18 protein-coding genes and 1 riboswitch are annotated in these 22,263 nt (G+C 65.1%); of the genes, 8 read left to right on the top strand and 10 right to left on the bottom strand.

Annotation, left to right across the window (positions count from 1 at the left end):
- Nucleotides 1-107: 107 nt before the first annotated feature.
- The gene (locus tag OX460_RS02990; RefSeq protein WP_289897590.1) at nt 108-2,099 is read left to right on the top strand and encodes a helicase-related protein; all 1,992 of its coding nucleotides are present in this window, start codon (nt 108-110) and stop codon (nt 2,097-2,099) included.
- Between the two features lie 10 nt (nt 2,100-2,109).
- On the opposite strand, the gene OX460_RS02985 is transcribed toward OX460_RS02990, so the two are convergent.
- The 6 genes from OX460_RS02985 to OX460_RS02960 form a co-directional block, all read right to left on the bottom strand.
- Nucleotides 2,110-2,583: a T6SS effector amidase Tae4 family protein gene (locus tag OX460_RS02985; RefSeq protein WP_289897589.1), complete on the bottom strand. Its 474-nt coding sequence runs from the start codon at nt 2,581-2,583 to the stop codon at nt 2,110-2,112.
- A 95-nt stretch (nt 2,584-2,678) separates the two neighbouring features.
- Entirely contained in the window at nt 2,679-3,917 is a 1,239-nt protein-coding gene (locus tag OX460_RS02980; protein WP_289897588.1) for a PQQ-dependent sugar dehydrogenase, read from the bottom strand.
- A gap of 4 nt (nt 3,918-3,921) precedes the next feature.
- Entirely contained in the window at nt 3,922-4,719 is a 798-nt protein-coding gene (locus tag OX460_RS02975) for a TatD family hydrolase (RefSeq protein WP_289897587.1), read from the bottom strand.
- Between the two features lie 9 nt (nt 4,720-4,728).
- Entirely contained in the window at nt 4,729-5,454 is a 726-nt protein-coding gene (gene lolD, locus OX460_RS02970; RefSeq protein WP_035819561.1) for a lipoprotein-releasing ABC transporter ATP-binding protein LolD, read from the bottom strand.
- A 16-nt stretch (nt 5,455-5,470) separates the two neighbouring features.
- The gene (locus OX460_RS02965; RefSeq protein ID WP_289897586.1) at nt 5,471-6,736 is read right to left on the bottom strand and encodes a lipoprotein-releasing ABC transporter permease subunit; all 1,266 of its coding nucleotides are present in this window, start codon (nt 6,734-6,736) and stop codon (nt 5,471-5,473) included.
- Nucleotides 6,737-6,866: 130 nt separating this feature from the next.
- Nucleotides 6,867-8,144, bottom strand: a complete 1,278-nt coding sequence (locus OX460_RS02960; RefSeq protein WP_251348375.1) for a lipoprotein-releasing ABC transporter permease subunit — start codon at nt 8,142-8,144, stop codon at nt 6,867-6,869.
- 160 nt (nt 8,145-8,304) lie between these two features.
- On the opposite strand from OX460_RS02960, the gene OX460_RS02955 reads away from it, so the two are divergent.
- The 7 genes from OX460_RS02955 (at nt 8,305) to OX460_RS02925 (ending at nt 16,388) form a co-directional block, all read left to right on the top strand.
- A complete protein-coding gene (locus OX460_RS02955) occupies nt 8,305-9,351 on the top strand; it encodes a hypothetical protein (protein WP_289897585.1) in 1,047 nt (348 codons plus the stop codon).
- Nucleotides 9,348-11,048, top strand: a complete 1,701-nt coding sequence (gene recJ, locus OX460_RS02950) for a single-stranded-DNA-specific exonuclease RecJ (RefSeq protein WP_289897584.1) — start codon at nt 9,348-9,350, stop codon at nt 11,046-11,048. The genes OX460_RS02955 and recJ overlap by 4 nt, the downstream gene beginning before the upstream one ends.
- Before the next feature lie 232 nt (nt 11,049-11,280).
- Complete coding sequence (locus tag OX460_RS02945) at nt 11,281-11,709, top strand: VOC family protein (RefSeq protein ID WP_354669813.1); 429 nt, start codon at nt 11,281-11,283, stop codon at nt 11,707-11,709.
- A 240-nt stretch (nt 11,710-11,949) separates the two neighbouring features.
- A riboswitch (cyclic di-GMP riboswitch) is annotated at nt 11,950-12,036 on the top strand.
- An 83-nt stretch (nt 12,037-12,119) separates the two neighbouring features.
- Entirely contained in the window at nt 12,120-14,738 is a 2,619-nt protein-coding gene (locus tag OX460_RS02940) for a putative Ig domain-containing protein (protein WP_289897583.1), read from the top strand.
- Between the two features lie 137 nt (nt 14,739-14,875).
- Complete coding sequence (locus tag OX460_RS02935; RefSeq protein WP_071076812.1) at nt 14,876-15,313, top strand: MbcA/ParS/Xre antitoxin family protein; 438 nt, start codon at nt 14,876-14,878, stop codon at nt 15,311-15,313.
- 2 nt (nt 15,314-15,315) lie between these two features.
- Nucleotides 15,316-16,023, top strand: coding sequence for an RES family NAD+ phosphorylase (locus OX460_RS02930; protein ID WP_289897582.1), 708 nt, complete (start codon nt 15,316-15,318; stop codon nt 16,021-16,023).
- 44 nt (nt 16,024-16,067) lie between these two features.
- Nucleotides 16,068-16,388 carry a DUF2288 domain-containing protein gene (locus OX460_RS02925; protein WP_251348370.1) on the top strand — a complete coding sequence of 107 codons (321 nt, stop codon included), beginning with the start codon at nt 16,068-16,070 and terminating at the stop codon, nt 16,386-16,388.
- 3 nt (nt 16,389-16,391) lie between these two features.
- On the opposite strand, the gene OX460_RS02920 is transcribed toward OX460_RS02925, so the two are convergent.
- The 4 genes from OX460_RS02920 to OX460_RS02905 form a co-directional block, all read right to left on the bottom strand.
- Complete coding sequence (locus OX460_RS02920) at nt 16,392-18,542, bottom strand: TonB-dependent receptor (protein WP_289897581.1); 2,151 nt, start codon at nt 18,540-18,542, stop codon at nt 16,392-16,394.
- Nucleotides 18,543-18,624: 82 nt separating this feature from the next.
- Complete coding sequence (locus tag OX460_RS02915) at nt 18,625-19,347, bottom strand: ABC transporter ATP-binding protein (RefSeq protein ID WP_099667581.1); 723 nt, start codon at nt 19,345-19,347, stop codon at nt 18,625-18,627.
- A gap of 10 nt (nt 19,348-19,357) precedes the next feature.
- Complete coding sequence (locus OX460_RS02910; RefSeq protein WP_289897580.1) at nt 19,358-21,301, bottom strand: branched-chain amino acid ABC transporter ATP-binding protein/permease; 1,944 nt, start codon at nt 21,299-21,301, stop codon at nt 19,358-19,360.
- A gap of 7 nt (nt 21,302-21,308) precedes the next feature.
- Nucleotides 21,309-22,199 (bottom strand): branched-chain amino acid ABC transporter permease, encoded by an 891-nt coding sequence (locus OX460_RS02905; RefSeq protein WP_034782923.1) that lies wholly within the window; start codon nt 22,197-22,199, stop codon nt 21,309-21,311.
- Nucleotides 22,200-22,263 lie beyond the last annotated feature (64 nt).

Below are 22,263 nucleotides of genomic sequence, written 5' to 3'. Positions count from 1 at the left end.
CGCTTTCAAGATCAGCGCTGCTGCAGCGTCCGCACCGCGCGCCGGACAAAATCTTTACCCTGCGCACGGTATAATCGGCCTCGCTTACTTCAACACCCAGGCACGACATGACTTCCTCCGCACTTCCTCCCGACACTTCCACCGACATTTCCGACAGCACTGAAGACAATAACGACGCCACCCTGGTCGCGGAACTGGGGGAACTGGCCGAGCATATCCGCCTCGTCAAGATGGAAGGCCGCGTCTTCGTGCGCTTTTCCGGCGTCGTCAAGGCGGGCCACCTGGTGGTGCCGTATGCGCTGGTACCAAGCCAGGGCGTGCTGGCGCGGCCGGCCAAGTGGCGCAAGATGGACCGCGAGACCAAGCTGGCCCTGGTGCGCGAACGGGCCAGCGCGGCCGTCTTCGAGGAGCTGCGCCAGCATGTGATCGATTTCGTCGCCGATATCGCGGGCTTGAGCGAAGACGTGGACACGGACCCGATGGTCTTCCTGCACACGCTGGCCGACATGCAGACGTCGGAGCCGGCCGGCATGGTGTTCGACCGCATCCGCCAGCGCTTCAATCACGCCATCGAGCGCCAGCAGGAAGAACAGCATGCGGCGCGCACGCGCCAGAGCATCAACCTGGCCGAATATCCCGCCTCGTTCGAGATGGCGCGCCGCCTGCCGCGCCGCTTCGTCGCCCTGCTCGGGCCCACGAATTCCGGCAAGACGCACCGCGCCATGGAAGCGCTGGTCAAGGCAAAGAGCGGCATCTACCTGGCGCCCTTGCGCCTGCTGGCCCTGGAAAACTACGAACGCCTGCAGGAAGCCGCGCCGCATGGCAAGCCGCTGGCCGTGAGCCTGATCACGGGCGAGGAGCGCAGAGTCGTCGACGGCGCCACGCACGTGGCCAGCACGGTGGAAATGCTGGACACGAAAACCGTCGTCGAAGTGGCCGTCATCGATGAAATCCAGATGCTGGCCGACCCGGACCGGGGCGCCGCATGGACGGCGGCCGTCTGCGGCGCGCCCGCCCACACCGTCTACCTGGTAGGGGCGCCCGAAGCGCGGCGCGCCATCGAGGCGCTGGCCGAGCGCCTGGACTGCCCGCTGGAGGTGCATGTCCTGAAACGCATGGCGCCCCTGTCGATGGAGCCGACGGCCGTGCGCAAGGTGCGCAACCTGCGCCGCGGTGACGCCGTCATCGCCTTTTCGCGCCGCGAAGTGCTGATGTGGCGCGACATGATCACGGAAACGGGGTTGTCGGTGGCCACTGTGTACGGCAACCTGTCGCCGGAAGTGCGGCGCGCGCAGGCGCAGCGCTTCCGCGACGGCACGGCCGATATCGTCGTCGGCACGGACGCGCTGGCGATGGGCCTGAACATGCCGATCGCGCGCATCGTCATGACCACCTGCGTCAAATACAATGGCCGCGAGGAGGAAGAGATTTCGGCCGCGCTGGCGCGCCAGATCGCCGGGCGCGCGGGCCGCTACGGCGTGCATGAAGAGGGACTGGTGGCCGGCTACGACAACGAGACGCATGAAGTGATGCGCGCCCTGCTGAAGGAAAAGCTGCATCCGCTGAACACCAGCGGCTTTGCCGTGGCGCCGTCGCTGGAACACCTGCACCGCATTTCGTCGGTGACGGGCGAGCTGTCGCTGTCGAAACTGCTGCGCCGCTTCATCCACAATATCGACGTGCCGGACGGCTTTTTCTTCCCCCGCATCACGGAAGACCAGAAAGAGCGCGCCATCTGGCTCGACACCCTGCCCCTGTCCGTGGCCGACAAGTTCACCCTGTCGCTGGTGCCGATATCGAGCAAGGTGCCGTCCCTGCAAACGGCGTGGGAACACTGGGCGAAGAATCTGTCGCAGGGCAAGACGTCTACCTTGCGCCAGCACGCCTACGGCGGCGGCACGCAGAATCTGCAGCAGGTGGAAGACACGTGCCGCTACTATTCCGCGTATGCGTGGCTCAGCTACCGCCTGCCCGAATTCTTCCCCGATATCGCCGTGGCGCAAAACCTGTCGCGCGATGCGTCCGAGCGGGTCGACTCCATCCTGCGCGCGCACAATGCGGCTTCGCGCGGACGTTCGAGGAAGTTCAAACAAGCGTAAAAAGCATGCGTCAATGGAGTGGCCAGAACCAGACCTCGGCACACTCCCAGTAGCATTCGGTGCCGCACTCCTTGACGCCGATGGATGGCAGCAGGATATCAATATGCCCGCCCGCACCGCCCAGGTAGCCGGGAATGCGGAAGAAGGCGACGAGGCCCTGGCGCTGGCCGATGCCGGCGATGGCGGCATTCCTGGCGAATTTTTCGGGCGCGCCGAACATCGACGGGCTGGCCAGCATGTGCGCCAGCTTGGCCTGACCCGGTTCGATCAGCGCGCCCTTGAACGGCCCCTTGCGGATGGCCATACGGCCCCTGACCTGGACGCCGGCCTTGATCAGGGCCAGGCTGACGCGGATGGCGCAGGTATTGGCAAAGCTGTCCTTGCCGATCAAGTCTTCCCAGCCGATTTCGCCGAACAAGGCCGCCTGGTCGACGGCCGCCACGCTCGAGTAATTTTCACGCAGATTGATGAATGCGGGTTTCACGCCGGCCTCCCGTTGCCCCTGGACGATAGGGAACCTCAGGCCGATTGTAGGAGGATGCGGCAGCCCCCGCACTGAGCGAGGTCAAGCGATATGCATTACGGTTTGCCCGCCTCGTAATGCAGTTTCAACACCAGCCCATTATGGTCATCGGCCATATAGATATCGCCATCCTGCCCCTGCTTCACGTCGACGGGAGCGCCCCTGCCCTGCTTGCCCTTGCGCTCCCAGTTGCCGATCAACTCGACGGACTTGCCCAGTGGCGCGCCGGCCTTGTCGGGCAACAGGGCCACCAGGCGGTGGCCATTGCTGCGGTAGCCGTGGTAGCCGATGATCAGGCTATTCTTGTACAACGCCGGGTAGCGGCTGGCCGTGTAAAAGGTCATGCCCAGCGGCGCGGCGTGGCCGGGCAGCAGGCGCTGCGGCGCCGCATACTGGGCGTCGCAAGCCGTCTTCGGATACTCGGGACTGGCCACGTTGTCGTCGTAGCAGTACGGCCAGCCATAGTGCCGGTCGGCCTTGATCAAATTGAGTTCTTCATGCGGCAGGTTTTCGTCGCTTTTCAGCTGCGGCATGGCGGCCTGGATGGCATCGCGCGAGTTTTCCGCCTGCCACAGCTCGCCCGTGGCCGGATGGAAGGCCAGCGCCATCGAATTGCGCAAGCCGCGCGCATGCGTGCGCCAGCTCGTCACCGTGCCGGCCGGCCACGCCATCGTGTATTCGCGGATGGCGCCCAGCGCGTCAAGGCCTTCCGCCGATGGACAAGCCTTGGCCGGATCGGGCGCCTTGCCGTCGTTCTCGCAATGGTCGGTGCTCGACCCCACGTTCACATACAGGTCGCCCTTGGGGCTGAAACGCATGTTCGTCAGCAGGTGCAAACCGAGGCCCGGCAGGCGCGGCGTCTTGGCCGTGCCGCCGATCACGTCGGTGATGGCGCGGGCCGGATCGCGCAAGTCGAAGCGGAAGATGCGCCCCACCTCGCCCACGTAGACCATGCCGTCCGGCCCCTGCACGATGCCGTTCGGGCGATCGAGCTTGTCGAGCAGCAGCTTGCGCTCGTAGCCGCCACCGGCCGCCTTGGGCTGCAACAGCCACAATTTACCCTGCTTCGGCGCCCATCCCGCCATGTCCGTGACGACGATGTCGCCATTCGTCAGCGGCAGCACGCCGCGCGGGAATTTCAGGCCGTCGGCCAGCACGGCCACGCAAAAGCCGGCCGGCGTGGTGACGTCGAGGCGCGGCATGCCGTCGCACTGGGCGCCGGTCGCCGCCTGGGCGGGCGCCAACACGGTGGACATACAGGCTGCCAGGGCGCCCGCAAGCATTTTCTTGTTCATGGTCTCACTCCATCAGGGGTAATCGGGGCATCACGGCGCGCGCGTTGGCGCTGGTGGCAAGCGCCACTTGCGCAATATCAAGGCCTCGCAGTTCGGCCAGCACCGCGCCGATGCGCGGCAATTCTTCGGGGCTGTTGCGGCCAGGGTGGCTCCAGCTGGGGGAAATGTCGGGCGCGTCCGTCTCCAGCACGATAGCTTCCAAAGGCAGGTCGGCGGCCATGCGGCGTATCTGCAACGCGCGCGTAAACGTCATGGCGCCGCCAAACCCCAGCTTGAAACCGAGGTCGATATAACCCTGCGCCTGCTGGAAGCTGCCATTGAACGCATGGGCGATGCCGCCGTTCGGGCGGATCTGGCGCGCATGCTTGAGGACGATGTCCTGCGAGCGGCGCACGTGCGTCAAGACTGGCAAATCGAAATCGCGGGCAATCTTCAGCTGCTCGCGCAGGAAATGCTCCTGTTTGGCGCGCATGGCCGGTTCGCACAGCATGGGAATGAAGAAATCGAGGCCGATTTCGCCGATGGCGACGAAATTCGGGTCGGCCATGGCGGCTTGCACGGCCTCGCGCAGGGCGATCAAATCGTCGTCCGTGGCGTGCGGCACGTAGATCGGGTGTATACCAAGGGCATAGCAGGCGTTGGGCGCCGTTGCCGCCAGATCGCGCACGATGCTGAAATTGGCCCGTTCGACGGCGGGAATGACGATCATACCCACGCCCTGCTGCTGCGCGCGCGCAGCCACCTGCAGCGATTCGCTGCCGAATTCATGCGCGTCGAGGTGGCAGTGCGTGTCGATCCACATGGCGAATTCCTAGTATTGGTACGGCTGCAGCCCTTCGTCCGTCAGGCGCAGCACGCGGTCGCAGCGTTTGGCCAGCTCGATATCGTGCGTGACGATGACGAAGGCCGTGCCCAGGGTGCGCGACAATTCCAGCATCAGGTCGAAAATCTGTTCGGCCGTGGCGTGATCGAGGTTGCCCGTCGGTTCATCGGCCAGCACGCAGGCCGGCTGCGTGACGAGGGCGCGGGCCAGGGCCACGCGCTGGCGCTCGCCGCCCGACAATTCGCCCGGCGTGTGCGTAACGCGCTTGGCCAGGTTCACGCGCGTGAGGATCTGCTGCGCCAGCTCGGTGGCGGGCGCGCGCTTCATGCGCCGTATCATCAGCGGCATGGCGACGTTGTCCAGCGCGGAAAACTCGGGCAGCAAGTGGTGGAACTGGTAGACGAAACCCAGCGAGGCGTTGCGCAAGTCGCCGCGCGCCTTTTCGCTGAGGGTGGCGAAATCCTTGCCCAGCAGGGTCACCTTGCCGCTGGTGGGCGTATCGAGCCCGCCCAGCAGGTGCAGCAAGGTCGACTTGCCCGAGCCGGAAGCACCGACGATGGCGACGCGCTCGCCGCGGTGGACGTCGATGTCGATGCCGGCCAGGACCTGCACCTTGTAGCTGCCCTGCGTGAAAGTCTTGCCCAGGCCGCGGCAACTGAGGACGGCGGAATCGGCGGAAGCGCCGTTGGAGGCAGGTTTGTTCAGATCGGTCATGGTCATAGTCAGTGGTTTATTCATAGCGCAGGGCTTCCGCAGGTTTCACGCGGGCAGCCCACCAGCTTGGGTACAGGGTCGCCAGGAAGGCGAGGATCACGGCCAGCACGCCGATCTTGGTGACGTCGGGCCAGCGCAGGTCGGACGGCACGGTGCTGATGAAGTAAATGTCCTTGGAGAGGAACTGCACGCCCAGCAGATGCTCGATGAAGGGCACGATGACGTCGATGTTCATGGCCACCAGCACGCCGCCGCCCACGCCCAGGATGGTGCCCAGGATGCCCACCAGCGCGCCCTGGATCATGAAAATCTTCATGATGGAACGAGGCGAGGCGCCCAGGGTGCGCAAAATCGCGATATCGGCCTGCTTGTCCGTCACCGTCATCACCAGGGTCGATACCAGGTTGAAGGCGGCCACCGCGATGATCAAGGTCAGGATGATGAACATCATACGCTTTTCCGTCTGCACGGCGGCGAACCAGTTGGCGTTCAGCTTGGACCAGTCGCGCAGCCACAGGTCGCCCGGCATGGATTTTTTCAGCTCCGCCGCCACTTGCGGCGCCTGGTTCATGTCGGCCAGGCGCAAACGCAGGCCCGATGGGCCGTCCAGGCGCAGCAAGCGCTGGCCGTCTTCGATATTGATGAAGGCCAAACCCGCGTCGAATTCATTGTGACCCGCCTGGAAGATGCCGCTGACGGTGAAGCTGCGCATGCGCGGCAGCACGCCAGCCGGCGTGACCTGGCCCTGCGCCAGCATCAGCGTGACTTTTTCGCCCAGGTTGACGCGCAGGGCGCGCGCCAGCTCGATGCCCAGCACGATATTGAAGGTGCCCGGCTGCAGGGCCTTGAAGCTGCCCATGCGCGTCTGGCCGGCCACGTCGGAGACGTTCGGCTCTTCCTCGGGCAGCACGCCGCGCACGATGGCGGGGCGCAATGCGTCGTCGCGCAGCAGCATGCCTTGCGTTTCCACAAACGGCGCGGCGCCTTTCACGGCAGGATTCTTGAACGCCTGCGCCGCTTCGGCGCGCCAGTCGGGCATGCTGCCGCTGTTGTCGAACACTTCCACGTGGGCCAGCACGGACAGCATGCGGTCCGTCACTTCCTTCTGGAAGCCGTTCATCACGGACAGCACGACGATCAGCGCCGCCACGCCCAGGCCGATGCCGGCCATGGAAATGAGCGAGATGAAGGAGATAAAACTGTTACGGCCACTGCGCTTGCCGGCCCGCGTGTAGCGCAGGCCAACCAGCCATTCGAAGGGAATATTTTTTAACATGCTCATTAATTCATTAATTCTCTGGGGTCAGACCCGATGGGTCTGACCCCAGCAGTTTGTTGATCAGCCAATGACTCATACCGCAGCAAAAGGCTGGGGTCAGACCCGACGGGTCCGACCCCGGTACACAAGCCAATTATTCGTAGCGCAGCGCCTCGGCCGGCTTGACGCGCGCGGCGCGCCAGCTCGGGTAGATGGTCGCCACCAGCGCCAGGCCGAAGGCGATCAGGCCGATCTGCGCCACGTCCAGCCAGTGCACGTCCGACGGCACGGCGCTGATCTGGTAGATTTCCTTCGAGATGAAGTGCAGGCCGAAGATGCCTTCGATGAAGGGCACGATGACGCCCACGTTCAGCGCCAGCACGACGCCGCCGATCACGCCCAGCGCACTCCCCAGCAAGCCGACCAGCGCGCCCTGGATCATGAAGATCTTCATGATCGAGAACGGCGAGGCGCCCAGGGTGCGCAAAATGGCGATGTCCGCCTGCTTGTCGGTGACCGACATGACCAGGGTCGAGACGAGGTTGAACGCGGCCACGGCGATGATCATGCTGAGGATGATGAACATCATGTTCTTCTGGCTTTGCACCAGCGCATACCAGCTGGCACTGGCGCGCGACCAGTCGCGCATCCACAGCTGGCCCGGCATCGACGCCTTCAATTCGCGCGCCACCTGCGGCGCCTGGTTCATGTCGTGCAGGCGCAAACGCAGGCCGGACGGGCCGTCGAGCTGCAGCAGCTGCTCCGCATCCTGCATGTTGACAAACGCCAGGCTGCCATCGAGTTCATTGTGGCCGGCCTCGAAGATGCCGGCGACTTTCAGCGCGCGCATGCGCGGCATGACGATGCCTGTGGCCGGGTCGCCCGCCTTCGGCTCGCGTTCCAGCATCAGGGTGACGTTCTGCCCCACCTGCACGCCCAGCGCCTTGGCCAGGTCGATGCCCAGCACGATGTTGTACGAGCCGGGCGTGAGGTCCTTGAAACTGCCCTGCTTCATCTGGGAAGCCACGCTGGAGACGGTGGCTTCCTGCTGCGGCAGCACGCCGCGCACGACGGACGGGCGCATGGTTTCGTCATTGAGCAGCATGCCCTGGGTTTCCACGAACGGCGACACGGCTTTTACTTGCGGGTTGGCGTAGGCGGCGCGCTCCTGCGCCTGCCAATTCGGCATCGAGCCGCTGGTATCGAACACCTCGACGTGGGCCAGCACCGACATCAGCCGGTCGGTGACTTCCTTCTGGAAGCCGTTCATGACGGAGAGGACGACGATCAGGGCGGCCACGCCCAGGCCGATGCCGGCCACGGAAATGAGGGAGATGAAGGAAATGAAGCTGTTGCGGCCGCTGCGCTTCCCGGCACGCGTATAGCGCACGCCAACCTGCCACTCAAAAGGAAATTGTTTGATGATGCTCATGCGCTCCCGCGACAACGTAATATGCGAGCGCGCAGTGTGCCACACAAATGACACTCATGCGTGAAACACATCACCGTGGCGCGACTTTTCCCGCACCCGCCGTCAAGGGAAAAAGCGCGGGAACTACTCCCCCACCGCCACAATCGCCTACAATCTCGGGATGAATCAACTTACCCTCGTCCTGCCCTTCGCCTTGCCCAATGCCGAACTGGCTGCCGACCTGCTCAAGGTCTTGCAGGCACCCGCCCTGGCGGCCCTGCTGTCGCGCACCTCCGATTGCAATTTGGAAACTTTTGACAATGCCAACCGCCTGCTGCCGCACGAAGCGTGGCTGGCGCATGCCTTGACCCTGTCGTCCGCGCCCAACGGCGAGGCGGCGCAGGCGGCCTTTGCGGCCCAGGCCATGCGCGGCTACGGCCTGGCGCCGGAACCGGGCGCGCGCTATTTCCTGCTGCATCCGGCCCACCTGGCCATCGCCCGCAGCCATATCAGCCTGGAAGACTTGCGCCAGCTCAAGCTGAGCGAGACCGATGGCCGCACGCTGTTCGAGACGGCGCGTCCGTATTTCGACGAAATCGGCCAGCCCCTGGCGTATGGCGACGCGGGCACCTGGTTCATGCGTGCCGATGGCTGGAGCGACTTGCAGTGCGCCACGCCGGACGCCGCCACCACGCAAGACCTGTCCGTGTGGATGCCGGAAGGCGAGCATGCGCGCGCCGCGCGCCGCCTGCAGAACGAAGTGCAGATGCTGTGGCATGAACATCCCGTCAACGCGGCGCGCGAAGAACGGGGCTTGAAAGCCATCAATTCCTTCTGGATCTGGGGCGGCAGCCTGGCTGCATCTGCGCGCTGCGCGGCCAGCCTGCATACGAAGGACGCGCCCGGCTGGCTGGCCGCGCTGGCGGAACCGGCGCGGCGCGATGCCAGTCCAAGCAGTGTGCTGGCGGACCAGGCCGACGCCATCGTCGTGCTGGGCGGATTGACCGAAGCGGCGCAGGCGCAGGAATGGGGCATGTGGCTGCAACAGTTGCAAGCGCTGGAAGCGGACTGGTTCGCGCCCCTGCTGGCGGCCCTCAAGGATGGCCGCCTGGGCCAGTTGCGCCTGGTGCTGAGCCACCGCGACGCCTGGCTGGACTGCACCACCAGCAAGCATGCGCAGCGCAAATTCTGGCGCGCGATTACCCTGAACAAGTTGAAAGCATCATGACCCGTACCCGCATCGCCACCCGTCCCTGCCCTTACCGCGAATCCGAATTGCTGCGCCAGGGCGGCATCCACCCCGTGCTGGCCCGCTTGTACGCGTCGCGCGGCCTGTCCGACGCGAAAGAGCTCTCGATCGAGCCGAAAGACTTGATACCGCCGTCCGGCTTGCTGCACATCGGCGCGGCCGGCGTCTTCCTGGCCGACGCCATTGCCGCCAAGAAACGTATGGTCATCGTGGCCGACTACGATTGCGACGGCGCCACCGCCTGCGCCGTCGCCATCCGCGGCTTGCGCGCCATGGGCGCCGACGTCGACTTCATCGTGCCCAACCGTTTTGAATACGGTTACGGCCTGACGCCGGAAATCGTCGAGCTCACCGCGCGCGAAAAGTCGCCCGACATCATCATCACCGTCGACAACGGCATCGCCAGCATCGACGGCGTGGCCGAGGCCAACCGGCGCGGCATCCAGGTGGTTGTCACCGACCACCATTTGCCGGCCGACACGCTGCCCGACGCAGCCGTCATCGTCAACCCGAACCAGCCCGCCTGCGGTTTCCCTAGTAAACACCTGGCAGGCGTGGGCGTCGTGTTCTACGTCTTGCTGGCCCTGCGCGCCGAGCTGCGCCGGCGCGGCATCTTTGATGCGCAAACGCAACCCAAGCTCGACAACCTGCTCGACCTGGTGGCGCTGGGCACGGTGGCCGACGTGGTGCGCCTCGATACCAACAACCGCATCCTCGTCGCGCAAGGTCTCAAGCGCATGCGCAAGGGCAATATGCATGCGGGCGTGGCCGCCCTGTTCCGCGTGGCGGGCCGCGAAGCGCGCAGCGCCACGCCGTTCGACCTCGGTTTTGCCCTGGGACCGCGCCTGAATGCGGCCGGCCGCCTGCAAGACATGTCCCTGGGCATCGAATGCCTGGTCACGGACGACGAAGGCCGCGCCTGGGCGCTGGCCCAGCAACTCAACGACATCAACCTGAAGCGCCGCGAAATCGAGGCGGAAATGCAGGATACGGCCTTACTGCACCTCGATGCTTTCGAACCGGCCAACAGCAGCACCATCAGCGTCTTCGATGAATCCTGGCACCAGGGCGTGATCGGCATCGTCGCCTCGCGCCTGAAGGAAAAGTTTTATCGTCCGACCATCACGTTCGCGCCGGGCGCCGACGGCTGGATCAAGGGTTCCGGCCGCTCGATCCCCGGTTTTCACTTGCGCGACGCGCTCGACCTCGTGTCGAAACGGGCGCCCAGCCTGATCGACAAGTTCGGCGGCCACGCCATGGCGGCCGGCTTGACCATCCGTGCCGACGCCTTCGACGCCTTTTCCCAGGCATTCGAAGCCGTGGGCCAGGCCTGGCTCAGCCAGCAACAGCTGGAACGGGTGGTGGAAACGGACGGCCCGCTGGAAGACGCGTATTACACGACGGCCTTCATCGAGCTGATGGATGAGCAAGTGTGGGGCCAGGGCTTCGCCCCGCCCGTCTTTTGCGACGAATTCCGCGTCGTCAGCCAGCGCATATTAAAAGAGCGCCATTTGAAACTGTTGCTGGAAAAGAACGGCGTGCGCTTCGACGCCATCTGGTTCGGCCACACGGACGCCCTGGGCGAGCGCACGCGGGTCGCCTTCCGGCTCGATGCGAATGAATACAATGGCACGACCAAAGTACAACTCATGGTGGAACACGCCGAGCCTGTCTGATGGCACCTGCCCAAACCTACTGCGCGTCGCGCTTTGCGGCCGGCGATGCTCACCGTACTGGAAGTACGGTTGCGCTTCTCGACCACAAATCACTGCCGCTCGCTACGGTTTGGCCAGGTGCCGTGAGGTTTGTGGCCTTGTTGCTGTATCTCAAACTTCTGTGGAACAAAGTGATATCAAATCATGGCGATAGCCGACACAGGCCTTCCCCACCTGAAAGCTATCCAGCCCCATGTTGACCGGCCTGAACCACCTCACCCTGTCCGTGCGCGACCTGGCGCGCAGCGTGGCCTTTTACCGCGACACCTTGGGTCTGCGCCTGCATGCGCGCTGGGACAGGGGCGCGTATCTGTCGGCCGGGGATTTGTGGCTGTGCCTGTCGCTGGATGGACAGGGCACAGCCGCGCTGGCCAGCCCGGCTTACACGCACTACGCGTTTTCCATTTCCACGGAAGACTTCGCCGCCTTTGCCGCCCGCCTGCGCGCCGCCGGCGTGCCCGAATGGCAGCAAAACCGCAGCGCCGGCGATTCCCTGTATTTTCTCGACCCGGACGGCCACCGGCTGGAAGCCCATGCTGGCGGCCTGCCGCGCAGCGCCGTATCCGGGCATGGTGTTCGAGGATTGAGACCGGCAAGATCGCATATTCAGCAAATTCGTTAGATTCATTAGAAAACAAAAAGTGCAAGCGCCGTTGCCGTGAAAAAACACTGTCACGCCTCGGTATACCCTTGATAACCTTGCTTTTAAGACTTAATCAGCCTGACAAGATTCCATCCATCAATAGGCAAATTTGCCACATTTTATTGCATAAATAAAAATATTGATTGAAAATAGTTAACACTTATTTGGCAAATTCACTAAAATCGATGACGCATCATGAAATTCCCAATGATGCATGATCAGTTTTGAGGGCAAACCCGTCGAAAGGCGGGGACGCAAAGCCACCGGCCTACCGCGCGCAAGCGCCACGGCAGCGGGGCTGCCAATGCAGGGCCGGGACCGCCAGCGCGCGGCGCCAGCCTGGAAGCATTGTCGAGATGTGGCCCTCGCCCAACTCGGAGAGTTTCGCCATGAAAAAAATCATTCCCCCGCATCACCGTCACGGGCGCCTGCTGCTGGGCGCCACAACCGTCCTCCTGCTGGCCGCTTGCGGCCCCGGCCAGGAGACATCGACGCCGCCCGCCGCCATCGCCACGGCCGCGACACAGTTCGCCGTCGAGGTGCCCGTCGTCCCCGCCGCCGTCGGCGCGCTGGTGGTGCAACCGATGTTCCATGCGGCCCCGGCCCTGCTCGATGCGCCCGACGGGCGCGACAGCGCCAACAGCAGCGGCTCGGCCCACTGGCGGCCGCACTTGCAAAACGTGCCCGGCGCCATGCGGGAAATGACCACGCGCCGCCTGACGGCGCAAAAAATCGCCGCCTCGGAACAGGCGGCACAGGATATCGCCCCCTTGCTGGACGGCGGCGCGGGCGACATCGCCGCGCCCATGGCCGGCAGCAGCGTGGTGGCGACCTATTCTCCCGCGCAAATCCGCGCCGCCTACGACTTGCCCGCCCTGCCGGCGGCCGGCACGGCGCTGACGCCAGCCCAGGCGGCACAGCTGGGCACGGGACAGACGATCTACATCGTCGACGCCATGCACAACCCGAACGCGGCGGCCGAACTGGCCATCTTCAACCAGAAATTCGGCTTGCCCGGCTGCACCACCAAGGCTATCGCCACGAATGCCACCCTGCCCCTGCCGCCCGCCCCGGCCAGCGGCTGTGAATTTTCTGTTGTCTACAACACGCCAACGAGCACCATGACGGCCACGGCGCCCGCCTATAACTCGGGCTGGGCCATGGAAATCGCGCTCGACGTGCAGTGGGCGCATGCCACTGCGCCGTTGGCGCGCATCGTGCTGATCGAGGCGCCCGACGCTTCCATCAACAGCCTGCTGGGCGCCGTGCGCCTGGCCAACCAGATGGGGCCTGGCGTCGTGTCGATGAGCTTTGGCGCCGCCGAAGGCAACTGGACAGCATCCGTCGACAGCGCCTTCACGGGCAAGAACATGAGCTACCTGGCCGCCACGGGCGATTCGGGCAGCGGCGTGTCCTGGCCGTCCGTGTCGTCCAACGTGCTGGCCGTGGGCGGCACCACGCTCAGCTACAGCGGCAGCGGCCTGCGCAGCGAAACGGCCTGGTCCGGCACGGGCGGCGGCATCAGCGCCTATACGGCACTGCCCGCCTACCAGACGGCCAGCGTGCCCGGCCTGACCAACTTGCTGCGCCGCAACGTGGCCGACGTGGCCTTCAATGCCGACCCCGCCACGGGCCAGTACACGGCCGTGATGACACCCGGCAGCAGCACCGCCAGCTGGCTCAGCATTGGCGGCACCAGCCTGTCCACGCCGCAATGGGCCGGCCTGGTCGCCATCGCCAACGCCAGCCGCGCGCTGCAGGCGAAGGCGGCGCTCGGCTTGCCGCACAACATCTTGTACGGCCAGATCGCCAGCGTGCCCGGCACCTTTGCCAGCAGCTTTGCCGACATCACGCGCGGCAGCAACGGCACGTGCAGCGTGTGCACGGCCAGGGTCGGCTATGACCCGCTGGGCGGCCTGGGCACGCCGAACGTGAAAAGCCTGCTGGCCGGCCTGTCGGGCACGCAGATTGCACCGACCGCGCCCGTGGTGGCGCCGGCCAGCATCAGCGGCGCGGCCGGCAAGCCGCTGTCGTTCACCGTCTCGGCCACCGCTGCCAATCCCCTCAGCTACAGCATGCTGGGCGCGCCGGCCGGCATGAGCATCGCCGCCACGGGCGTGGTCAGCTGGGCCGCCCCCGTCGCGGGCACGTATGCCGTGACCATGGTGGCCAAGGATACCGTCAGCGGCCTCAGTGGCCAGGGCGTGTACGCCATCGTCATTACCCCCGTCGCGCCGCCCGTCGTCGGCGCCGGCGCCATCACGGGCAAGGTTGGCACGGCCCTGGCGTTCAATGTCAGCGTCTCCGCCCCCAATCCCGTCAGCTACACGCTCGCCGGCGCGCCGGCCGGCATGACCATCAGCAGCGCCGGACTGGTGAGCTGGGGCGCGCCCGTGGCCGGCACCTATGCCGTCACCGTGACAGCCACGGACAGCAAGACTGGCCTGAGCGGCAAAGGTATCTATACGGTGGCCATCGCCGCCCCGCTGCCCCCCGTCGTCACGGTGGCCAGCGTGAGCGGCAAGCCGGGCGTCGCGCTGTCATTCACCGCCACGACGGTGGCGCCCAACCCCGTCACGTACAGCCTGTCAGGCGCGCCGTCCGGCATGGCCGTCAGCGCCGCCGGCGTCGTCAGCTGGGCCAGCCCCGTGCTGGGCAGCTACAGCGTGACCGTCATCGCCAAAGATAGCAAGACGGGCTTGACGGGCCAGGCCGTGGCCACGGTGAAAATCGCCGCCGCCGGCCCCACGATCAGCGCCGCCGCCATGACGGGCGTGGCCGGCAAGGCCATGAGCGGCAGCATCGTGCTGACGGCTCCCGGCGCGAACGCCCTGTGGATCTCCATCCTCGGCGCGCCGCTGGGCATGCAGTTTTCCATGAGCGGCATGACCATCACGGCCACCTGGCCGCAACCGGTGGCCGGCAGCTATGCGCTGAAGGTCGTGGCGCTGGACAGTAACGGCTTGACGGCGCAACTCAACGTGCCCGTCACCGTCACGGCCAGATAAGCGAACGCGGCCCGCCAACGGGGCGCACCGGGACTCCCGTCCTGGCGCGCCCCGTTTTGCATGCGCGCGGCCGTTGCAACGAATCCAGAAAAGGAGTATAAATAGTCCATATACAGAGTTTTAATGAAGGATATGCCATGAATCTCGCCTACGCCTACCCCAAGAGCCGCTTCGAGCCGGCCGTGCTCGTCGACCTGAATGCCAAAGCCGAGCGCGAGCGATTGTCGCAAGCGGCCTTGAAAGGGTTTTTCAAGCTGGCCGCCGCCTGGAAACTGCGCGACGACGATGCGCGCGAATTGCTGGGCGGCCTGTCCAGCAGCGCCTGGTACGAGTGGAAGAAGCACCCGGACCGCGTGCTGGAAGTGGACCGCATCACGCGCATTTCCTATTTGCTGGGCATCTACAAGGCCTTGCACATCCTGTACGGCGACAAGCTGGCCGACGAATGGGTAAGTTTGCCCAACAAGAATCCCATCTTCGGCGGCCGCACGCCCCTGTCGCAGATGCTGGCCGGCGGCTTGCTGGCCATGCAGACGGTGCGCAAGCTGCTCGACGCGCGCCGCGGAGGGCTGTGATCGTGCCTGCCGCCCCGAATGAGCACCTGCCGCCGCTGGCCGCCTTGCGCCAGATCGACACTTGCCGCCTGATCCCCTCGCGCTTCGCCGACATGGAAGACTCCGTGCTGGCGCCCCTGGCCGAGAACGACGATCACCTGCGCGAGCTGTTCGAGCTCGACAACGCGACCAACGCGCGCCTGGTGGCCGAGTACGGCGGCGCGCCAGGAATTGGCGTGGACGAGCTGGTTTTTGGCGTGCCGCACTTTCGCATCATCAACGCCGCCTACACGTATGCCCGCCCGGAAGGGGCGCGCTTCAACGATGGCGAACGAGGCGCCTGGTATTGCGCCTTCGACATGAAAACGGCGCTGGCCGAGATCATTTTCCATAAAACCGTGGAATACCAGGAAATCGACTATTTCGACGACAGCGTCAATTACCAGTCGCTGCTGGCCGATTTTTCCGCCAGTTTCCACGACTTGCGCGGCCAGCAGCGCTACCAGGCTTGCCTGGACCCGGCCAGCTACATCGCCTCGCAAGACCTGGCCGCCATCCTGCTCGAAGCCGGCTCCATGGGCGTGATCTTCCCCAGCGTGCGTCACGCCAGCGGCACCAACCTGGCCTGCTTCCGCCCTGCCCTGGTCGGCAATGTTCGCAAAGGCGCCGCCTATCGGTTAACATGGCGGGGTACGCCGACGCCGCAGGTGGAAGCCTTGCCAGGCAAATAAACCGCGCGCACCGGCACCCGACTCACCGCAACCTGATATTTCGCATGCAAACCAATCCTGAAAAAGACACCGAACTGCGCCTCAAAGTGAACAGCGAAACGGCCCGCCTGGCCTGGAGCGAGCTGGAAAAGCACTTCGCCCAAGGCAACGTTGTCTGGGTCGCCAATGAGCTGGACCTGGTCGAAGTGGCCGTGCGTATCTCGCACGACGACAAGGCCACCATCACGCAATGGATGGTCGATGGCAAGGTCGCCAAGGTGTCGGACCAGCAGGCGCTGGACTGGCAGGCGGCCGATGCCGCGCTGTGGGCCGTCGTCGTCAGCCCGTTCATTCTGGTGCAGCAGGAAAAGCCCACCAAACACTGATGCCTACAGGCTGCGCTCGAGCATCAGGCGCAGCGCAACGCTGCCATCGAGGGTCGTCACGCTGTCGCTGCGGCCTGCATCATCCCCCCAGGATTGCCCCTGCACCTGTTGCTGGTGCAGCAGGTTGGCGGCCGACAGGCGCACGCGCGTTTTCGCGTCCGGCTGCCACAGCGCATACGCGTCGAGGGTGCGCCGCACGCCCGCATGGCTGCCGGCGTGCGCATCGAGCCGCGCCAGGCCGCCCGTCTGCACGTTCAGATTGCCGCCCATGCTCATCCCCGGCGAGCGCCGGTAATCGAGTCCCAGGTTGAGCGTGACCGGCACCTGGCTGGCCAGTCGGTTGCCGGGACCCGGCACGGCGGCGACCTTGGACCAGTTGCGCCCCGCATTGGCGCGCACGTCGACGTCGGGCGCCTGCGCCCACCAGGTCCGCACGGGAAATTTCACATCCAGCTCGATGCCGCGCACCGTGGCCGCGCCATTGTTGAACGGGCTGGCCGTCCAGACGCCGTCGTGCAGGAACAGGCGCTGCACGGTAACGTCGCTGATGCGCCGCGTGAATGCCGACAGGCTGGCCACGCCGCTCTTGCCAAAATAGCTTTCATACGCCGCGTCCAGCCCCCACGCCAGTTCCGGGCGCAGGTCGGGATTGCCCTGGAAATCGGGATTATTGGCACTGTTGCCATTGTTGACGGTGTAGCGGCGCGGCACCAGGTTGCGCGTGGTGGGCGCCTTGTAGGTGCGCGCCAGCGCCAGCCGCAGCTGGTCGCGCTCCTGCTGCGGCAACTTCCACAGCAGCTGCGCCACGGGACTCCAGACGCTGGCCCGCGTGCGCACTTCGCTCAAGGTGCGGCCCTCGGTCGCCGTCTGCAAGCCTTCCCAGCGCACGCCCGCATACATTTGCAGGCGCGGCGTCACCTCCCATTCATCCTGCGCATACAGGGCCAGGCGCCGCACGTCGGCCGTGTAGTCTTCATCGAGCGCATACGGCGCGCCGCCGGCAAGATACGTGTCGCGCTGGCGGCGCGACTCGCTGCGACGTATCAGGCTGCCATCCCAGCCCAGGCTCAAGGCGTGGCCGCCACCGAGCCGGCCCAGGTACTTGCCGCTGCTGTTGACGCTGTCGTCGATGGCGTCGGAAGCCACGCCGCGCAGCAGCAGGGGTGCGCCGGCGGCCGTCTCGCCATGGAAAACATAATCCGTGTCGCGCCGGTTGTGGTTGACGCCCAGCCTGGCCGTCAGCTTGCCCGCCGCCAGCGCGTGCGCCCAGCTCACATCGCTGCGCGCTGAGAACACGCTGGCTTGCGAGGTGGCGCCATTGCGCGGATAGCTGGAGGCCGCCCCCAGCAAGGTCGTTTCGCGCGCCACGCCGTCAAACCCCGTGCGGTACCAGTCCAGCAGGCTTTGCCAGGTGATGGTGTCGCCCTTGTCCAGGGTCCAGTGCAGGCGCGGCGTCAGGCTGGCCTTGTTGACGGACGAAGCATTGCGCGTGCGCGTTGTGCGCTGCGCCAGCAGCGTGCCGGTGGCATCTGCGCTTGTTTCAGTCATCCTTCCCGCCACGTCGTCGGCAGTGCGCTCGAGCGCGCCCGTCAGCGAGTAGGCGAAACCGGGCAGCTTGTCCGCCACGCGCAGCGACGCGGCAGGTTGCCGGCGGCCATCCTGCCGGCCCGCGCCCAGCTTCCCTTCGCGCTCGGCGCCGCTGGCGCCCTTGCGCAAGACCACGTTGATGCTGCCGGCGACGGCTTGCATGCTGTATTCGGCCGTCGCGCTGCGCAGAATCTCGATGCGCTCGATCATCTCGGGTGCGATCGATTCGATGGAAAAACCCGGTGGCGCGGGGTCGCCGTTGATCAGCATCTGCGTGTAGCCGGCCCCCAGGCCCCGCATGCGCACCTCGCCGCCGACGATGGAGACGCCGGGCTGGCGTTTCAACGTCGCAGCCAGGCTGCTGTCGCCATATTGGGCCAGGTCGTCGCGGCTGACGATGATCTTTGCAGCCGTGTCGTCGCGCCGCTGCTGCACGCCGCTGGCGGCGGTAATTTCAACCTTTTGCAGCGGCGCATCGTCGGCGCAGGCCGCGGCGGGCAAGAGCAGGAAAAAAAGCGGGGATAAAAGCGGAGGTAAAAGCGGGGAGAACGGGTTGGCGCTGCGCATGATGCCTTTTTCTACACTGCGGGTTGGGAAGCGCAGTGTAGAGGATTTGACAATGCGCAGCAAGCGCATTGTCCAGCCATGCTCAATGCCCGCCGCCCAGGTAGGCCGCGATCACCTTCGGATCGTTTTTCAGGCTTTCCGCCGGCCCGTGCACGGAAATGCTGCCGTTTTCCAGCACGTAGCCGTAATCGGCCACGTTCAGGGCGGCGGCGGCGAATTGTTCGACCAGCAGCATGGTCACGCCTTCCGCCTTCAAGCGCGTGATGATGCGGAAGACTTCTTCCACCAGAATCGGCGCCAGGCCCATCGACGGCTCGTCCAGCAGGATGACTTCCGGGTTCAGCATCACGGCGCGGGCCATGGCCAGCATTTGCTGCTCGCCGCCCGACAAGGTGCCGGCCAGCTGGTCGCGCCGCTCCTTCAGGCGGGGGAACAGTTCCAGCGCCTTGTCCAGGTCTCCCTTGATGTCGCCTTTCGGGCGCGCCCGCGTAAAACGGGGGAAGGCGCCCAGCAGCAGGTTGTCCGTCACCGACATCGAGGCGAACACCCTCCTGCCTTCCGGCGAATGGGCCAGTCCCGCGCGGGCGATACGGTGCGAATCGAGCCCCGTGACATCCTTGCCGCCCAGGGTGACAGTGCCGGATTTCGGTTTGAGCATGCCGGAAATGGCGCGCATGGTGGTGGTCTTGCCGGCCCCGTTCGAGCCGATCAGAGTCACCAGTTTGCCTTTCGGGACGTCGAGCGAAATGCCGTGCAAGACTTCGACTTTGCCGTAGGCGGCGTGCAGATTGTTAATGGTCAGCATGGTCTTCCTCTCAGTGCGCCGCTGGCGCCAGGGTTTCGGCGCTGCCGCCCAGGTAGGCTTCGATCACTTTCGGGTCGCTCTGGACAAGCGCGGGCACGCCTTCGGCGATCTTCTGGCCGAAGTCCAGCACCGTCACCACGTCCGACAGGGCCATCACCACGTCCATGTGATGCTCGATCAGGATGATGGTGATGCCGTGCTCGCGGATCTTGCGGATGATGGCCATCAGTTCCTTGATGTCGGGCGCCGTCAGGCCCGCCGCCGGCTCGTCGAGCAGCAGCAGGCGCGGGTTCAGGCCCAGCGCACGGCCGATTTCCAGCAGCCGCTGCTTGCCGTACGGCAAATTGCGCGCCTCTTCGTTGGCCAGGTCGGCCAGGCCGACGAATTCGAGGATGCTGGCGGCCCGCTCGCGCGCCGCCTTCTCTTCGCGCTTGTAGCGGGGCGTATGCAGCATCACGTCCAGCACGTTCGATTTGAACGTGTTGTGCAAGCCCACCAGCACGTTTTCCGTCGCCGTCATCTCGCCGAACAGTTGCACGTTCTGGAAGGTGCGCGCCACGCCGCCCAGGGCGATTTCGGACGGCGTGCGGCCGGAAATCACCACGCCGGCAAATTCCACCTTGCCCGCCGTCGGCTTGTAGATCCCAGTCAGCACGTTCATCATCGTGCTCTTGCCCGAGCCGTTCGGCCCGATCAAGCCGTGCACGGAGCCCTGCGTGACGTTCAAGTCCACCTGGTTCAGCGCTTTCAGGCCGCCGAACTGCATCAGGGCCTGGTCCACGCGCAGCAAGGTCGCGCCCTGCTGCCCGCCCTGGGCGTGGTCGAACGGCGCCACGCCGTGCGAAGCGACGGCTTCCACATGGCGCCGGCCCTTGCCGATAAAGCTCATCAGGAAGCCGACGATGCCGTCCTGCAGGTAGTACACGACAAATAAGGTCATCAGGCCGAAGATGGTCAGGCGCCAGTCGACCATGTTTTCCAGCTTGTACGAATACGCGGCCAGGCCGATGGTGGCCACCAGGGGCACGAGCACGCCGCGCACGGTGGAGCGCTTCTTCGCCAGCATGATGATGGATCCGATCACGCCCAGCACGGCGGCGCCGACGGCGATCTTGCGGAACAATTCGATGTCCGACAGCAGGCTGGGCAGCATGACGACGATCAGGGCGCCGATCAGGGCGCCGGAACGCGTCTTGCGCCCGCCCATAATGACGGCCAGCAGGAACAATATCGTCAACTCGAAGTTGTAGGTATTGGGCGAAATGTACTCTTCCGAATACGCATACAGGCTGCCGGCCAGGCCCGCGAAGCCGGCGCTGATGACGAAGGCGTAGACCTTGTAGCGATACACGGAGACGCCCATGCAATCCGAGGCGATGGGGCTGTCGCGCAAGGCTTCGAAGGCGCGGCCCAGGTTCGACTTCAGAATGCGGTGCACCACCACCAGCGAGATCACCAGCAGCGCGGCGACCATGTAGTAGTACTCGACCTCGGAAAGCTTGTGGCCGAACAGGACGGGCTTGTGGATCTTGATGCCCATCGGCCCTTCCGTCAGAAAGCTCATTTCATTGATCAGGATTTGCACGATGGTGCCGAAGGCCAGGGTCACCATCGCCAGGTAGGGCCCCGTCACGCGCAGGGCCGGCAAGGCCAGGATGGCGCCGAAGACGGCCGCGCCCAGGATGCTGGCGGGGATGGCCAGCCAGAACGGCGCGCCCAGCTTGAACACCAGCACGCCCGTGGCGTAGGAGCCGATGCCGAACAGGCCCGCGTGGCCCAGCGACACCTGCCCCGTGTAGCCGACGACGATATCGAGACCGAACAGCAGGATGGCATAGATCAATATGGTCTCGGCCAGGTGGATGTAATATGGGTTCGGAATGACGATGGGGAACAGCGCGAGCACGGCCAGTCCCGCCGCGCTCAACGCCAGCATGGTGATTTTCTTGTTCATGTCGTCCTCAGACTTTCTTGATCGCGGCTTTGCCGAACAGGCCGGACGGCTTGATGGCCAGCACCAGCAGCAGGAGCAGCAGGCCAGGCACTTCCTTGTAGCCGGTGGAGATGTAGTAGCCGGTGGTCGTCTCGGCGATACCCAGGATCAGGCCGCCGACGATGGCGCCCACGCCCGAGGTCAGGCCGCCGATGATGGCCACGGCAAACGCTTTCAAGCCCAGCGAAGCGCCCATGGTCGCGCCCGTCAGGGTCAGCGGCGCCACCAGCACGCCCGCAAACGCGGCCGTGGCCGACGACAGCGCGTAGGAAAAGGTGATGACCATGCCCGTGTTGATGCCCATCAAACCGGCCGCGTCGCGGTCGTTGGCCGTCGCCACGACGGCCTTGCCATAGATCGACTTGCGGTTGAATACTTCCACGGCCAGCATGATGGCCAGCGCGCCGACGATGACGGCCACCTGCATCTGCTGCACGTTGGCGCCGAATACCTGGAACGGCGCGGCCGACAGCGGCGACGGGAACATCAGGTCATCCTTGCCCCAGATATTTTCCGCCACGTTCTTGAAAATGATGGCCAGCGCGATGGTCGACATGATCCAGCCGAATTCGGACTTGATCTTGATGGCGGGCCGCACGCCTATCCATTCGACGAACACGCCCTGCAAGGCGCCGAAGACGATGACGATGGGGATCATCAGCAGATAGCTCATGTACGGCCCGCCGTGGATGGTGCCCACCAGGGAAAGGCCCACGAGCGCGCCCAGCATCAGGGATTCGCCCTGGCCGAAATTGAGGGTGCCGGAAGTGGCAAAGGTCAGCTGGTAGCCGAAGGCGATGACGGCATAGATCATGCCCAGCGCGATGCCGCTGAAGACGAGCTGCAGGAAAATTTCCATGGTATTCCCCGGAAGACGATAGATGAAAAAAATGGCCAGTCCTGATTCCTCAAGGCTGGCCACT

Origin of the sequence: Janthinobacterium sp. SUN033, from assembly GCF_030397595.1 — a bacterium.
Taxonomy (GTDB): Bacteria; Pseudomonadota; Gammaproteobacteria; order Burkholderiales; family Burkholderiaceae_D; genus Janthinobacterium; species Janthinobacterium kumbetense.
Note: the sequence above shows the minus strand (reverse complement) of the source record. Positions and strands in the feature narration are given on the sequence as shown.